This window comes from Streptomyces yatensis (genome assembly GCF_018069625.1).
Lineage (GTDB): Bacteria > Actinomycetota > Actinomycetes > Streptomycetales > Streptomycetaceae > Streptomyces > Streptomyces yatensis.
In genome coordinates this window covers 9,340,049-9,357,166 of sequence record NZ_CP072941.1, presented here as the reverse complement: position 1 = coordinate 9,357,166, position 17,118 = coordinate 9,340,049, and the positions used below count along the sequence as shown (strand labels likewise).

Below are 17,118 nucleotides of genomic sequence, written 5' to 3'. Positions count from 1 at the left end.
CCGGTCGAGATCGATCGCGGTCGGTTTCCGGTGACCCAACACCTCGGCGGCATGCGTCCGTACGAGCTCCGCGACCGCACGATCCCGCTCCTGCCGCGACAACCCGCTGAGCGTGGCGACGAATTCGCCGGCCGTCGATGTGATCGGCTCGGGCGTGTCGGCGATCAGCTCGCTCAGCAGTGGGCTCGGGCGCAGGACCGTGAACCTCGGCCCGAACCGCTCCCAGTCCACATCCGCCACCACGAGCGCCGTCTCGCCATCACACAAGGCCCGCCGCAACGCCACCACCGCCAACCCCGGCGCCATCCCCGACACACCACGCTCAACCAGAAACTCCTCACCCCCAACAGCCATACCACCGCCGTCCCACATACCCCACGCCACCGAAGTCGCCACCAACCCCACACCACGACGCCGCCACGCCAACCCATCCAAGAACGCATTCGCCGCCGCATACGCCGACTGACGACCGCTCCCCCACACCCCCGCAACCGACGAGAACAGAACAAAGGCATCCAGATCGGCGTCCGCCAGCAGTGCGTCCAGGTGCGCCGCTCCGGCGACCTTCGATCGCACGCTCTCCTCGAACTCGTCGGATGTCAGGCTGTCCGCCGCGCCCCAACTTGGCACCCCCGCGGCGTGCACAACGACCCGGAGATCGGGAATGCCGGCCAGCAGTGCCGCGACCGCGTCCCGATCGGCCACGTCACACCCGGCCACAGTCACCTGGACTCCGAGCTCCTCCAGCTCGGTCACCAAGTCGGCGGCACCGGGGGCCTCGATCCCCCGTCGGCTCGTCAATACGATGTGCTCCACGCCGGTCCCGGCCAGCCAGCGCGCCACATGACCACCCAGCGCGCCCGTACCCCCAGTGATCAAGGCGGCTCCCCGGCCATGCCACTCGGCCGACGTGTCCGCCGAGTGTGTCACCCGTGTCAGCCGGGCGCCCCACGCCTCAGCGGCACGGATTGCCACCTGATCCTCCCCGGTGCGCCCGGCGAGAACCCCGGCCAGCAAGGAGCCCGTACGCGCATCCACCTCCGTGGGCAGGTCGATCAACCCGCCCCAACGCTCCGGATGCTCCAGGCCGATCACACGGCCCAGCCCCCAGACCGCCGACGCGTACGGATCCACCACATCCCCGTCCACCACGGAGACCGCGCCCCGGGTGACACACCACAACGGCGCATCGATACCGGCTGCCAGGAGGTTCTGCAGCAGCGACACCGTCGCCTCGACCGACAGCAACGACACCACACCCGCGACCGCCACATTGCCCGGCTCCACCGCTGTCACGACCCGGACCTCGGCCCCGGCCGACCGCAGCGCGACGACCACCTCGTCTCCGTCAGTACCGTCAGCACCCGGCTCCACCACGACCAGCCAGGTCCCCGTCAGCACCTCCCCGGACGGCACACCCGTGACCGACGTCCAACCAAGCCGATACCGCCAACCGTCGACCACCGACTGTTCCTGCCGCGCCCGCCGCCACGACGCCAAGGCAGGCAACACGGCACTCAACGGCTGCTCAGCATCAACCCCCAGAACATCCGCATCCCCGCGCTCGACCGCGTCCCAGAACGCCGCGTCCACCGCGCTGGTCGGGGCCTGGACCGGGGACGACTCCAGCCAGAACCGCTCACGCTGGAACGCATACGTCGGCAAATCCACGTGCCGAGCCCCCGGAAACACCGCTGCCCAATCGATCTGGATGCCCCGGACAAACAGCCCGCCCAAAGCCTCCATGGCAGCGGTCGGCTCCGGGCGATCCGGGCGGAGTACGGGCAGTCCGTCACCATCAGCGAGAGCGGTCAGCGTGCCGTCGGGTCCCAGCTCCAGGAAGGTACCGACGCCCAGCCCACGGAGAGTGTCAAGCCCGTCGGCATAGCGCACGGTTTCCCGCACATGACGCACCCAGTACTCCGGCGAGCACAATTCCTCGCCCGCCACCACACCCGACACATTCGACACCACCGGCACGCTCGGGGCCCGGAACTCCACCCCCCGCAGCACCTCGCCGAATTCCTCCAGCATTCCGTCCATACGCGACGAATGAAACGCATGACTCACTCGCAACCACCGCGTCCGCACCCCCCGACCAGCCAACACACCCGCGATGTCAGCGGCCTCGTCCGCATCCCCCGAGATCACCACCGACTCGGGACCGTTCACCGCCGCGACAGACACACCCCTGCTCAACAGCGGACGCACCTCATCCTCCGACGCCGCCACCGCCACCATCGCCCCACCCGACGGCAACGCCTGCATCAAACGACCCCGAGCAGCCACCACCCGCGCCGCATCCTCCAACGACCACACACCCGCCACATACGCCGCAGCCACCTCACCAATGGAATGACCCAGCAGATAATCCGGCTTCACACCCCAGGACGACACCAACGCAAACAACGACACCTCAAGCGCAAACAAACCCGCCTGCGCATACGCCGTCTCGCGGATCAACTCCTCGACATCACCCCACACCACCTCACCCAAAGGCCGGCCCAGATACCGGTCCAGCTCCCCACACACCTCATCCCACGCCTCCGCGAACACCGGATACGCCTCATACAACCCACGCCCCATCCCCAACCGCTGCGACCCCTGACCCGCAAACACCACACCCAACCCACCACCAACAGGAACACCCACAACCACCGAACCCAACCCACCCAACAACTCATCACGATCCGCACCCACCACCACCGCACGATGCGACAACGCAGAGCGCGCAGCCACCAACGACCACCCCACGTCAGCCAAATCCCATTCGGGGTTGTCCACCACAGACCCGCGCAACCGCTCCGCCTGCGCCCGCACCACCGCCTCACCCACACCCGACACCACCCACGGCACCGCAGGCAGCGCCACACGCTCGCCCTCAGCCTCCTCCTCCACCACCACAGGCGCCTGCTCCACAATCACATGCGCATTCGTCCCACTCACCCCAAACGCCGACACGCCCACCCGACGTGGCCGGCCCACCTCCGGCCACGCCACCTGCTCGGTCAGCAGCTCCACCGCACCAGCCGACCAATCCACATGCGGTGACGGCTCATCCACATGCAACGTCCGCGGCAACACACCGTTGTGCAGGGCCAAAACCATCTTGATGAGTCCGGCGACACCCGCGGCGGCCTGAGTGTGCCCGATGTTGGACTTCACCGAGCCCAGCAGCAGCGGCCGCTCCGGATCCCGGCCCTGACCGTACGTGGCCAACAACGCCTGCGCCTCGATCGGATCACCCAGCGTCGTCCCCGTCCCGTGCGCCTCCACCGCGTCGACATCCCGGGCAGCGAGCCCGGCGCTCGCCAGCGCCTGCCGGATCACCCGCTGCTGCGACGGACCATTCGGCGCCGTCAACCCATTCGACGCACCATCCTGATTCACTGCCGAACCCCGCACCACCGCCAACACCCGATGCCGGTTCCGCTCAGCATCGGACAACCGCTCCACCACCAGCATCCCCACACCCTCGGAGAATCCGGTGCCGTCCGCCGCCCCCGCGAACGCCTTGCACCGACCGTCCGCGGCCAGGCCGCGCTGGCGGGAGAACTCCACGAACAGGCTCGGTGTGGCCATCACCGTGACACCGCCCGCAAGCGCCAGCGAACACTCACCGTTCCGCAGCGCCTGCACCGCCAGATGCAACGCCACCAGCGACGACGAACACGCCGTATCCACCGTCAGTGCCGGTCCTTCAAGGCCGAGGACATAGGCGATCCGGCCGGACATCACCGATGCCGAATTGCCCGTTCCGACATGGCCTTCGAACTCCTGCGGATGATCTGCGCCCAAAAGACTGACGTAGTCCTGGCCATTGGTACCGGCGAACACTCCCGTCGTGCTGCCCCGCAGCGACCGAGGATCGATCCCCGCCCGCTCGAACGCCTCCCACGACGCCTCCAGCAGCAGCCGTTGCTGCGGATCCATCGCGGTCGCCTCACGCGGGGAGATACCGAAGAACCCCGCGTCGAACGAGGTCGCGTCATGTACGAAGCCACCTGTCCGCGTGTACGAGGTACCCGAGTGGCCGGGATCGCTGTGGAAGAGCCCGGCCAGGTCCCAGCCACGGTCGGTGGGGAAGGCCGACATCGCGTCCCCGCCCTCGGTGAGAAGACGCCACAGGTCCTCCGGCGAGCTCACTCCGCCGGGGAAGCGGCAGCTCATTCCGACGATCACGATCGGATCGTCGTCCACGAGGGGCCCGCTCGGCTCGGCGCGCAGGGGCTCGGCAGGCAAGGGCTCCGCGGCCGTCCCCAGCAGTTCGGAACACGCGTATTCCGCCAGGGCGAGGGGGGTCGGGTAGTCGAATACGGCAGTGGCCGGCAGCCGCAGACCGGTCGCGGCACCCAGTCGGTTGCGGAATTCGACCGCTGTCACGGAGTCGAAGCCGAGCTCCTTGAAAGCGCGATGGGACGGCACGCTCTCCGGGTCGGTATGCCCGAGCACCACCGCGACGTTGCGGCGCACCGTGTCGAGCAGAAGTCGCCGCTGCTCGGCCGCGTCGAGTCCGGCCAACCGCTCACCGAGTCCGGACCGGTCGACGCCCGTCTCCTCGACGACGGAAGCGGCCCCCGCGTCGACGAGTCGCCGTACTTCCGGAAGGTCGGCGAGCAGGGGACTGGGCCTGGTCGCGGTGAAGGCGGCGTAATGACGTTCCCACTCGATGTCGGCGACGGTGACCACCGTGTCGCCCTGCTCGATGGCCGTACGGAGAGCGGCCACCGCCAATTCGGGAGACAGTGCCGGAACGCCATGCCGCCGGGCCACCTCACCGGCTTCACTCTCCCCCATACCGCCACCGGCCCACAGGCCCCAGGCCACGGAGGTCGCCACCAGGCCCTCGGCCCTGCGGCACTCGGCCAGTGCGTCGAGGAAGGCATTGCCCGGTGCGTAGTTGCCCTGCCCTGGTGTACCGACGGTCCCGGACAAGGAGGAGAAGAGCACGAACGCGGACAGCTCCATGTCGCGGGTCAGCTCGTGCAGATGCATCGCACCGTCGGCCTTGACGCGCAGTACCCGGTGCAGCTGCTCAGTGGTCAGGGACTCGACCGTCGCATCGTCCAGCAGGGCGGCCGTGTGCACCACGGCCGTCAGCGGGCCTACCTCGGCTATCAGCGCGGCCAGTTGGGCACGGTCGGCCACATCGCACTCGGCCACCGTCACCGCCGCCCCGGCCACCTCCAGGTCCGCGACGAGCTCGGAGGCCCTGGGCGCGTCCATGCCGCGTCGGCTCGTCAGCACAAGGTGCTCCGCACCCTGCCGCGCCAGCCACCGCGCGATATGGCCACCCAGTGCTCCGGTGCCTCCGGTGACCAGTACGGTGCCGCTCGGATTCCAGGACGGCAGGTCGGTCCGCAGCGCGGGGGCATGGGCGAGCCTGCGCCCGAAGGTCCCCACCGCCCGGATCGCGACCTGGTCCTCACCCGAGGCACCAGACAGGACCTTTGCCAGCTGTGCACATGTCCTCGCGTTCACGTCGGTCGGCAGGTCGATCAGACCACCCCAGTGCAGTGGCTGCTCGAGCGCGATCACACGGCCGACGCCCCACACCAGCGCCGATGCCGGTGCGGGCTCGACGAGGGTGTCCCCGGGCCCGGTCGACACGGCTCCTTGGGTCAGGCTCCACAGCGGGACCTCCACACCCGCGTCCCCCAAAGCCTGAGTCAACAGCACCGTCATCGCGAAACCGACGGGAACGGAGGCGAAGTCCGGGTGCGGCCGCTGGTCCAGGGCGACCAGCGACACCACACCCCTGACATTCGTCGCGCCGCTCGTGCCGGTGGTGCTGCTCGTGCCGGTCTGGCTAGTCGGACTGGTCGACGTAGTCATGCTCGTCAGCTGGGCGGACAAGGCAGCACGATCCATGTGCCGCTCGTCCACCGAACACACCACTGGCTCGGCCCCGTGCTGAGCGAGTGCCTCGCAGACGCCGGAGACCCACGCATGCTGGGCCTCCGCCTGGGAAACCACAACCAGCCAAGAGCCCGACAGCATCGCGGCCCGGTCGTCGGCGAGCGGCTTCCAGTTGACCTGGTACCGAACCGCCTCGAGCGCGGACCTCTCGTGCCGCCGGCGGCGCCAGGCCGACAAGGCGGGCAGCAGGTCACCCAGCGACGCGTCATCGACCTGCAGAACGGTCGCCAGCGATGCGGCGTCCTCGCGCTCGATGGCTGCCCAGAACTCGCTGTCCGCGCTGGTGTCCCCGTCTCGGACCACGCCCGGGGCGGTGGGCTCGGCCCAGAAGCGCTCCCGCTGGAATGGATAGGTCGGCAAGTCGACATGCCGGGCGCCGGTCCCTCCGAACACCTGCTGCCAGTCCGCCATCACCCCTCGTACGGACAGTTCGGCCAGCGCGGTCAGGAAGCGGGCGGGGCCGCCGTCGTCGCGGCGCAGCGATCCGGTGGTGATGACCGGGGTGTCGGTGGCGTCGGCGGTGTCCTGGATACCGATGGTCAGCACCGGATGCGGACTGGCCTCGACGAACACCGTGTGCCCGAGCTCCAGCAGCCCCTCGATCGTGGACCGGAATTCCACGGTCTCCCGCAGATTCCGGTACCAGTACCCCGCGTCCAGCTCCGCGGTGTCCATCAGCCGCCCGGTCACCGCCGAATAGAACGGCACCTGTCCCCCGCGCGGCGCGACGCCCGCCAGAGCCTCCGCCAGCTCTTCCCGGATCTCCTCCACCTGCGGGGAGTGCGAGGCGTAATCCACTGGAATCCGCTTGGCCTCAGGGAACTCCACCAGCACCGCGTCCAGCACCTCAACCGACCCGGACACCACCGTCGACGCCGGACCGTTCACCGCCGCCACCGACAAACCGGTACGGTCCCGCAGCTGATCGGCGGGCACCGGAACCGACACCATCCCACCCCGCCCAGACAAGGCCAGCAGCGCCTTACTCCGCAGCACCACCACCCGGGCGCCATCCGACAGCGACAGACCACCCGCCACACACGCCGCCGCGATCTCGCCCTGCGAATGACCCACCACCGCCGACGGCACCACACCAAACGAACGCCACAACTCGGCCAGGGACACCATCACCGCCCACAACACCGGCTGCACCACATCGACCCGCCCCAGCGCCACCTCATCGCCCAGCACGTCCGACAGCGACCACTCCACCAGCGGAGCCAACGCATCCGCACACTCGTCCATCCGTCGCGCGAACACCGGCGAGGACTCCATCAACTCCAGCGCCATCCCGACCCACTGCGACCCCTGACCCGGGAAGACGAACACCACTCCACCAGGCGATCCGGCCTCGCCGGTCACCACTCCTCGGTCGGGAGTTCCGTTCGCCACCGCCTCCAGACCACGCAACAGTTCAGCGCGGTCGGCCCCCACGACCACCACCGCACGGTGAGACAACATCGCTCGGGTGGATGCCAGCGACCAGCCGATATCGACCGGATGTACGCCACCATCGGCACCCACGAAGGACCGAAGCCTGGCGGCCTGGGCCCGCAACCCCGCCTCGCTCCGTGCCGACAGCACCCACGGCACGGCTGAGGGTTCGGTCGTTCGCACCGTCTCGGGTTCGGCCGCCACGGATGCCTGTTCGAGAATGACATGCGCATTGGTGCCACTTACGCCGAACGACGAGACCCCGGCCCGTCGCGGCACTCCCCTCTGAGGCCAGCGGGACGGTTCCGTGAGCAGTGCGATCCGTCCGGCCGTCCAGTCCACGTGGGGAGTGGGCTCGTCGATATGGAGGCTCTGCGGCAGCACACCGTGGCGCATCGCCATCACCATCTTGATCACACCGGCCACACCCGCCGCCGCCTGCGTATGACCGATATTCGACTTCACCGAGCCCAACAGCAGCGGCCGCTCGGGATCCCGGTCCTGACCGTAGGTGGCCAACAGGGCCTGCGCCTCGATCGGATCACCCAGTGTCGTCCCCGTACCGTGCGCCTCCACCGCGTCCACATCCGCCGCCGACAGACGAGCATTCGCCAGCGCCTGCCGGATCACCCGCTGCTGCGACGGACCATTCGGCGCCGTCAACCCATTCGACGCACCATCCTGGTTGACGGCGGAGCCACGCATGACGGCCAGCACCCGGTGGCCGTTCCGCTCGGCGTCGGACAGCCGCTCCAGCAGGAGGATGCCCACGCCTTCGCCCCAGCCGGTGCCGTCCGCCGCCGCCGCGAACGCCTTGCACCGGCCATCGGCAGCCAACGCCCCCTGACGGGAGAACTCAGCGAACGCGGTGGACGTGGCCATCACCGTCGCGCCGCCCGCGAGCGCCATACCGCACTCGCCCGCGCGCAGAGCCTGCGCGGCCAGGTGCATGGCGACCAACGACGACGAACACGCGGTGTCCACGGTGACGGCCGGTCCCTCGAGCCCGAAGATGTAGGACAGCCGGCCGGACGCCACGCTCGCCGCGCTGCCGGTGGCCAGATGGCCGTCGGTACGTTGCGGCGCGTTGCCGACGAGGGCGGCGTAATCCTGGCCGTTGGTGCCGACGAACACTCCGGTGGAGCTCCCCCGCAGCGCGTCCACGGCGATCCCGGCCCGCTCGAAGACCTCCCACGAGACCTCCAGCAACAGCCGCTGCTGCGGATCCATCGCGACGGCCTCGCGCGGCGAGATCCCGAAGAAGGCGGGGTCGAAGTCGGCAGCCGTGTAGAGGAAACCGCCCTCCCCGACCGAGACGCCATCGGCTCCGTCGACCAGATCCCAGCCCCGATCCAGCGGAAAGGCGGATATGGCGTCCGTTCCCGATTCCAGGAGCCGCCACAACTCTTCGGGTGAGTCGACGCCACCGGGGAACCGGCAGCTCATGCCGATGATCGCAATCGGGTCGTCATGCACCAGAGTCGTGGCGACCGTCGCCGAGCGGGCTGCCGATCCCACCCCTAGCAGCCGCTCCCGCAGGTGGCCGGCGAGGAGTTCCGGCGTGGGGTAGTCGAACACGACCGAGGCAGGTGTCTGTACGCCGGTGGCCGCCACGAGGCGATTGCGAAGCTCGATCGCGGTCAGAGAGTCGAAACCGACTGACTGGAACGTGGCCGCGGGGTCGATCGCCGCCGGGGTGGCATGGCCCAGAACGGCGGCCACCTGGCTACGTACGAGCTCAAGGACCGCCCGGTCCCTCTCGACCGGAGGGAGGCCCCGCAGTCGGTCGACGAACTCGTCCGCCACGGGCGCGCGGCGAACGGCGCCACCCAGCACATCACCAAGCAATGGGGTGGGCCGTGCCCCGGCGAACCGCGAGGCGAAGTGCTCCCAATCGATGTCCGCGATCAGCAGCGCGGTCTCGTCATCGTCCAAAGCTCCCTGCAGGGCGGCCAGCGCCAGTCGTGGCGCCATGGCCCGTGCGTGCCCGGCCCCCATCCCGCTGTCGGCCCAGGCGCCCCAGGCCACAGACGTGGCCACCAGCCCCTCCGCCCGGCGCCGCCACGCCAGACCGTCCAACACCGCATTGGCCGCCGCATAGCTCCCCTGGCCCGCATTGCCCACGGTCCCGGCGGCCGACGAGAACAACACAAAAGCATCCAGATCCCGACCCCGCGTCAACTCATCCAGATGCCGCGCCCCCGCCACCTTGACCCGCATCACGTCGCGGATCCGCTCCGGGGTCAATGATTCGAGCACACCGTCGTCGAGAACACCCGCCGCATGCACCACGGTACGCAGATCCGGAATCGTCCCCAGAACAGCCGCGAGTGCCTCGCGATCGGCGACATCGCACGCCACCACGCGCACCAGGTCACCCAGCTCGGCCACCAACTCCGCGACGCCAGGCGCCTCGGCACCCCGACGACTCGTCAGCACGATCCGCTCCACGCCACTCTCCGCCAGCCAGCGCGCCACCTGGCGGCCCAGCGCCCCCGTACCACCCGTGACCAGCGCGGTGCCACGACCACGCCACGCGGCCGACGCCACACCGGTCGGCTCCGCCCGCGTCAGACGGGCAGCCCACACCCCGGTGGCACGGATGGCGATCTGATCCTCACCGGTGTGCCCGGCGAGGATGGCGGCCAGTACCTCCCCTGCCTGATCGTCCATGACCACCGGCAGATCGATCAGCCCGCCCCAACGATCCGGATGCTCCAAACCGATCACGCGACCGAGACCCCAGACCCCGGCCTGGCCAGGCTCCACCACGTCCCCGTCCGCCACGAAGACCGCACCGCGGGTGACACACCACAACGGCGCATCCATCCCGGCGGACAGCAGGTTCTGCAGCAGGGACACCGTCGCCTCGACCGACAGCAACGACACCACACCCGCGACCGGGGCCTCGCGCTGGTCCACCTCCGTCACGACCCGGGCATCGGCCCCGGCCGACCGCAGCGCGACGGCCACATCAGCACCGTTCGCACCCACCACCAGCCACGTGCCCCGCAGACTCGGCTGCTCAGGAACATCTCCGATCGGGGACCAGCCGAGGCGGTACCGCCACGATTCGACCAGTGACCTCTCCTGGTTGCGGTGGCGCCATGCCGCCAGGGCGGGCAGAGCCGCGCTGAGTGACTGCCCGGCGTCGATACCGAGCGAGCCGAAATCCTCACGTTCGACCGCGTCCCAGAAGGCCGCGTCAACGGCGCTGGTCGCGGGCTGGACCGGGGACGGCTCCAGCCAGAACCGCTCACGCTGGAACGCATACGTCGGCAAATCCACCTGCCGAGCCCCCGGGAACACCGCCCGCCAGTCCACCTCCACACCCCGGATAAACAGCCCACCCAGGGCCTCCACAGCAGCGGTCGGCTCCGGACGGCCCGGACGCAACACTGACACACCATCGCCACCGGCCAGCGCGGTCAGCGTGCTGTCGGGCCCCAGCTCCAGGAAGGATCCGACACCCAACCCACGAAGCGTCTCCAGCCCGTCGGCAAAGCGCACGGTCTCCCGCACATGACGCACCCAGTACTCCGGGGAGCACAACTCCTCGCCCGCCACCACACCCGACACATTCGACATCACCGGCACGTTCGGGGCCCGGAACTCCACCCCCCGCAGCACCTCGCCGAATTCCTCCAGCATTCCGTCCATGCGCGACGAATGAAAGGCATGGCTCACCCGCAACCAGCGCGTCCGCACTCCTCGCCCGGTGAACACCTCCTCGACGGCTCGAACCGCCGCCTCATCACCGGACAACACCACTGACTCGGGACCGTTCACCGCCGCGACAGACACACCCCCGGTCAACAGCGGACGCACCTCATCCTCCGACGCCGCCACCGCAACCATCGCCCCACCCGACGGCAACGCCTGCATCAAACGACCACGCGCGGCAACCACCCGCGCCGCATCCTCCAACGACCACACACCCGCCACATACGCCGCAGCCACCTCACCAACGGAATGACCCAGCAGATAATCCGGCTTCACACCCCACGAGACCATCAGCCGATACAACGACACCTCAAGCGCAAACAAACCCGCCTGCGCATACGCCGTCTCCCCGATCAACTCAACGTCATCACCCCACACCACCTCACCCAAAGGCCGGCCCAAAAGCCGGTCCAGCTCCCCACACACCTCATCCCACGCCTCCGCGAACACCGGATACGCCTCATACAACCCACGCCCCATCCCCAACCGCTGCGACCCCTGACCGCACACACCACACCCAACCCACCACCAACAGGAACACCCACAACCACCGAACCCAACCCACCCAACAACTCATCACGATCCGCACCCACCACCACCGCACGATGCGACAACGCAGAACGAGCAGCCACCAACGACCACCCCATATCAGCGGAATCCAGATCCGGATTCCACTCCGCGAAGGCCCGTAGCCGCACGGCCTGCGCCCGCACCGCCGCCTCACCCACACCCGAAACCGCCCACGGCACCGCAGGAAGCCCAACTCCCCCATCCCGAGGCCCCTCCACCACCACAGGCGCCTGCTCCACGATCACATGCGCATTCGTCCCGCTCACTCCGAACGACGAGACACCCGCCCGACGCGGCCGGTCCGCATCCGGCCACGCCACCTGCTCGGTCAGCAGCTCCACCGCACCGGCCGACCAGTCCACATGGGTAGACGGCTCGTCCAGGTGCAGGGTTCGGGGCAGCACCCCGTGGCGCATCGCCATCACCATCTTGATCACACCGGCCACACCCGCCGCCGCCTGCGTATGACCGATGTTCGACTTCACCGAACCCAGCCACAACGGCCGCTCCGGATCCCGGTCCTGACCGTAGGTGGCCAACAGAGCCTGCGCCTCGATCGGATCGCCCAGCGTGGTGCCCGTGCCATGCGCCTCGACCGCGTCGATCTCCGACGCCGAAAGTCCGGCGCTCGCCAGCGCCTGCCGGATCACCCGCTGCTGCGACGGACCATTCGGCGCCGTCAACCCATTCGACGCACCATCCTGATTCACCGCCGAACCCCGCACCACCGCCAGAACCGGATGTCCGTTGCGCTCAGCATCAGACAGCCGCTCCACCAACAGCAGCCCCACACCCTCCGACCAACCCGTCCCATCCGCACCAGCGGCGAAGGACTTGCACCGGCCATCGGCAGCCAGCCCCCGCTGACGCGAGAACTCCACGAAAGCGGTGGGGGTCGCCATCACCGTGACACCGCCCGCAAGCGCCAGCGAGCACTCACCCGACCGCAGCGCCTGCACCGCCAGATGCAATGCCACCAGCGACGACGAACACGCCGTATCCACCGTCACCGCCGGACCCTCAAGCCCGAGCGTGTACGACACCCGACCCGAAATGACGCTGCCCGAACTGCCGGTGAGGAAGTAGCCTTCCGATGTGTCGGCGGCGCCGTAGCCCTGCGGGGAGGCTCCCACGAACACTCCCGTCCGACTGCCCCGGACCGAGGCGACCGGCACCCCCGCCCGTTCGAACGCCTCCCATGCCGCGTGCAGCAGCAGCCGCTGCTGCGGGTCCATCGCCAGCGCCTCACGCGGCGAGATGCCGAAGAGGCCCGGGTCGAACTCGCCCGCGTCGTGGACGAATCCGCCGACACGCGCATACGAGGTGCCCGGCTCCCCCGCAGTCGCGTCGAAGAGGCCGGTCAGATCCCATCCACGGTCCGCAGGGAAGGCCGTGATGGCGTCGCCGTCGGAATCGACCAGCCGCCACAGATCCTCGGGAGACTCGACATCCCCGGGGAAGCGGCAACTCATGCCGACAATGACGATGGGGTCGTCATGATCCGGTGCGACCACCGGCAGCGGCGGCACACTTTCCCGCGGCGCGCCGAGCAATTCCACCTTCAGATGTTCGGCGAGGGCCGCGGGAGTCGGATAGTCGAAGATCATCGTGGCCGGCGGTCGGATGCCGGTGGCTGTGGCAATCCGATCGCGCAGCTCCACCGCGGTCAATGAGTCGAAGCCGATCTCCTGGAACGTCCTGCCGGGGTCGATCGCCTCAGGGCCCGGGTGCCCCAGCACCGCCGCCGCAGAAGCACGCACCAGCTCGACGGCCGCGCGCATACGCTCGCCCTCGGACAGGGCGTGGAGGCGGGCCGCGAATTCGCCCGCTCCAGTCCCCAAGTCGGCTGTGTCGGCTATCAGCTCGCTCAGCAGTGGACTCGGACGCAGCGCCGTGAACCTCGGCCCGAACCGCTCCCAGTCCACATCCGCCACCACGAGCGCCGTCTCGTCATCACACAGCGCCCGCCGCAGCGCCACCACCGCCGACCCCGGCGCCATCCCCGACACACCACGCTCAACCAGAAACTCCTCACCCCCAACAGCCATACCACCGCCGTCCCACATACCCCACGCCACCGAAGTCGCCACCAACCCCACACCACGACGCCGCCACGCCAACCCATCCAAAAACGCATTCGCCGCCGCATACGCCGACTGACGACCGCTCCCCCACACCCCCGCAACCGACGAGAACAGAACAAAAGCATCCAAGGACATATGGCGCGTCAGCTCATCCAGGTGGAGGGCGCCCATGACCTTCGGCCGCATACCGGCCTCAAGGCCCTCTGCCGTAAGGGCGCTCAACGGGCCCCAGCTCGGGACTCCCGCGGCATGGACGACCACGCGAAGATCCGGGATCGTCCCGAGCAGTTCCGCGACCGCGTCCCCATCGGCCACATCACACGCCACGATCCGGGCCGACACACCCATGGCCGATAGTTCGGCGACCAGTTCCCGAGTCCCTGGAGCGTCCGGGCCTCGCCGACTCGTCAGCACGATCTCCGCGACACCGGTCCCTGCGAGCCATCGGGCGACATGGCTCCCCAGGGCCCCCGTTCCACCGGTGATCAGCGCGGTCCCCGACGCTTCCCACGCAGCGGACTGCCCCGGGCCCGGCGTCATCACACGGCTCAGACGACAGCCGAAGACTTCATTGCCACGGATCGCGGTGTGATCCTCACGCGTGGCGCCTGAGAGCACCGAGCACAACAGACCGGAGGTCCGCTCATCCCATGAGGTGGGCAGGTCGACCAGCCCGCCCCAACGCTCCGGATGCTCCAGGCCGATCACACGGCCCAGCCCCCAGACCGCCGACGCGTACGGATCCACCACATCCCCGTCCACCACGGAGACCGCACCCCGAGTGACACACCACAACGGCGCGTCGACCCCGGCGGACAGGAGGTTCTGCAGCAGCGACACCGTCGCCTCGACCGACAGCAGCGACACCACACCCGCGACCGGGCCCGCGTCCAGCTCCTCGACCGTGACAACGCGCACCTCGGCGCCGCTGGCCCGCAACGCGGCGACAACGTCCGTCTCCGCTCCGTCGGACTCGATCACCACCAGCCACAGCCCGGAGAGTTGCGAAGGGGGACCCACAACCGGGGTCCAGGTCACCCGATACCGCCATGCGTCGACCACCGACTCTTCCCGCCGCGCCCGCCGCCACGACGCCAAGGCAGGCAACGCGGCACTCAACGGCTGCTCAGCGTCAACCCCCAGAACATCGGCATCCCCGCGCTCGACCGCGTTCCAGAACGCCGCGTCAACGGCACTGGTCGCGGGCTGGGCCGAGGACGGCTCCAGCCAGAACCGCTCACGCTGGAACGCATACGTCGGCAAATCCACCTGCCGAGCCCCCGGAAACACCGCCCGCCAATCCACCTCCACACCCCGGACGAACAGCCCACCCAAAGCCTCCATGGCAGCAGTTGGCTCCGGACGACCCGGGCGGAGTACGGGCAGACCATCACCATCAGCGAGAGCGGTCAGCGTGCCATCCGGCCCCAGCTCCAGGAAGGTACCGACGCCCAGCCCACGGAGAGTGTCGAGCCCATCGGCAAACCGCACGGTCTCCCGCACATGACGCACCCAATAATCCGGCGAACACAACTCCTCACCGGCCACCACGCCCGACACATTCGACACCACCGGCACGTTCGGGGCCCGGAACTCCACCCCCCGCAGCACCTCACCGAACTCCGCCAGCATCCCGTCCATACGCGACGAATGAAACGCATGGCTCACCCGCAACCACCGCGTCGGCACCCCCCGACCAGCCAACACACCCGCGACCTCGGCCACCTCATCCGCATCCCCCGAAAGCACCACCGACTCGGGACCGTTCACCGCCGCGACAGACACACCCCCGGTCAACAGCGGACGCACCTCACCCTCCGACACCGCCACCGCCACCATCGCCCCACCCGACGGCAACGCCTGCATCAAACGACCCCGAGCAGCCACCACCCGCGCCGCATCCTCCAACGACCACACACCCGCCACACACGCCGCAGCCACCTCACCAATGGAATGACCCAGCAGATAATCCGGCTTCACACCCCACGAGACCATCAGCCGATACAACGACACCTCAAGCGCAAACAAACCCGCCTGCGTATACGCCGTCTCACCGATCAACTCAACGTCATCACCCCACACCACCTCACCCAAAGGCCGCTCCAGATACCGGTCCAGCTCCCCACACACCTCATCCCACGCCTCCGCGAACACCGGATAGGCCTCATACAACCCACGCCCCATCCCCAACCGCTGCGACCCCTGACCCGCACACACCACACCCAACCCACCACCAACAGGAACACCCACAACCACCGAACCCAACCCACCCAACAACTCATCACGATCCGCACCCACCACCACCGCACGATGCGACAACGCAGAACGAGCAGCCACCAACGACCAACCCACATCCACCGCATCCAACCCAGCATCACCGGCCACAAACCCACGCAACCGCTCCGCCTGCGCCCGCACCGCCGCCTCACCCACACCCGACACCACCCACGGCACCGCAGGCAGCGCCACACGCTCGCCCCCAGCCTCCACCTCCACCACCACTGGCGCCTGCTCCACGATCACATGCGCATTCGTCCCACTCACCCCAAACGCCGACACCCCCACCCGACGCGGCCGATCCACCTCCGGCCACACCACGGGCTCAGTCAGCAACTCCACCCCACCAACCGACCAATCCACATGCGGCGACGGCTCATCCACATGCAACGTCCGCGGCAACACCCCATACCGCAACGCCATCACCATCTTGATCACACCAGCCACACCCGCCGCCGCCTGCGTATGACCGATATTCGACTTCACCGACCCCAACCACAACGGCCGCCCCGCATCCCGATCCTGGCCATACGTGGCCAACAGTGCCTGCGCCTCGATCGGATCACCCAACGCCGTGCCCGTACCGTGCGCCTCCACCGCATCCACATCCACCGCCGACAAACGCGCATTCGCCAACGCCTGCCGGATCACCCGCTGCTGCGACGGACCATTCGGCGCCGTCAACCCATTCGACGCACCGTCCTGATTCACCGCCGAACCCCGCACCACCGCCAACACCCGATGGCCGTTCCGCTCAGCATCGGACAACCGCTCCACCACCAGCATCCCCACACCCTCGCCCCAGCCGGTGCCGTCCGCCGCCGCCGCGAACGCCTTGCACCGCCCATCGGCGGCCAGGCCGCGCTGGCGGGAGAACTGGACAAAGGTGCCGGGTGTCGCCATCACCGTCACGCCGCCCGCAAGCGCCAGTGAACACTCACCGTTCCGCAGCGCCTGCACCGCCAGATGCAAGGCCACCAGCGACGACGAACACGCCGTATCCACCGTCACCGCCGGGCCCTCGAGCCCCAGCGTGTACGACACCCGACCGGACGCGACGCTCGCCGCGCTGCCGATTCCGACATATCCCTCGAGCTCGTCCGGAACCGCC

2 protein-coding genes (both only partly in view) are annotated in these 17,118 nt (G+C 68.9%); both read right to left on the bottom strand.

Features of this window, described 5'->3' with window-relative positions; translation table 11 throughout:
• Nucleotides 1-11,526, bottom strand: partial view of a type I polyketide synthase gene (locus J8403_RS44115; RefSeq protein WP_281427997.1) — the beginning only. It extends 15,969 nt beyond the left edge of the window; the window shows 11,526 of its 27,495 coding nt (coding positions 1-11,526); the start codon lies at nucleotides 11,524-11,526; the stop codon falls past the left edge of the window.
• Nucleotides 11,430-17,118, bottom strand: partial view of a type I polyketide synthase gene (locus J8403_RS44890; RefSeq protein WP_246586200.1) — the 3' portion only. Its footprint extends 545 nt past the window's final position; 5,689 of the gene's 6,234 nt are visible here — the last part of the coding sequence; its start codon lies beyond the right edge, outside the window; the stop codon is at nucleotides 11,430-11,432. The genes J8403_RS44115 and J8403_RS44890 overlap by 97 nt, the downstream gene beginning before the upstream one ends.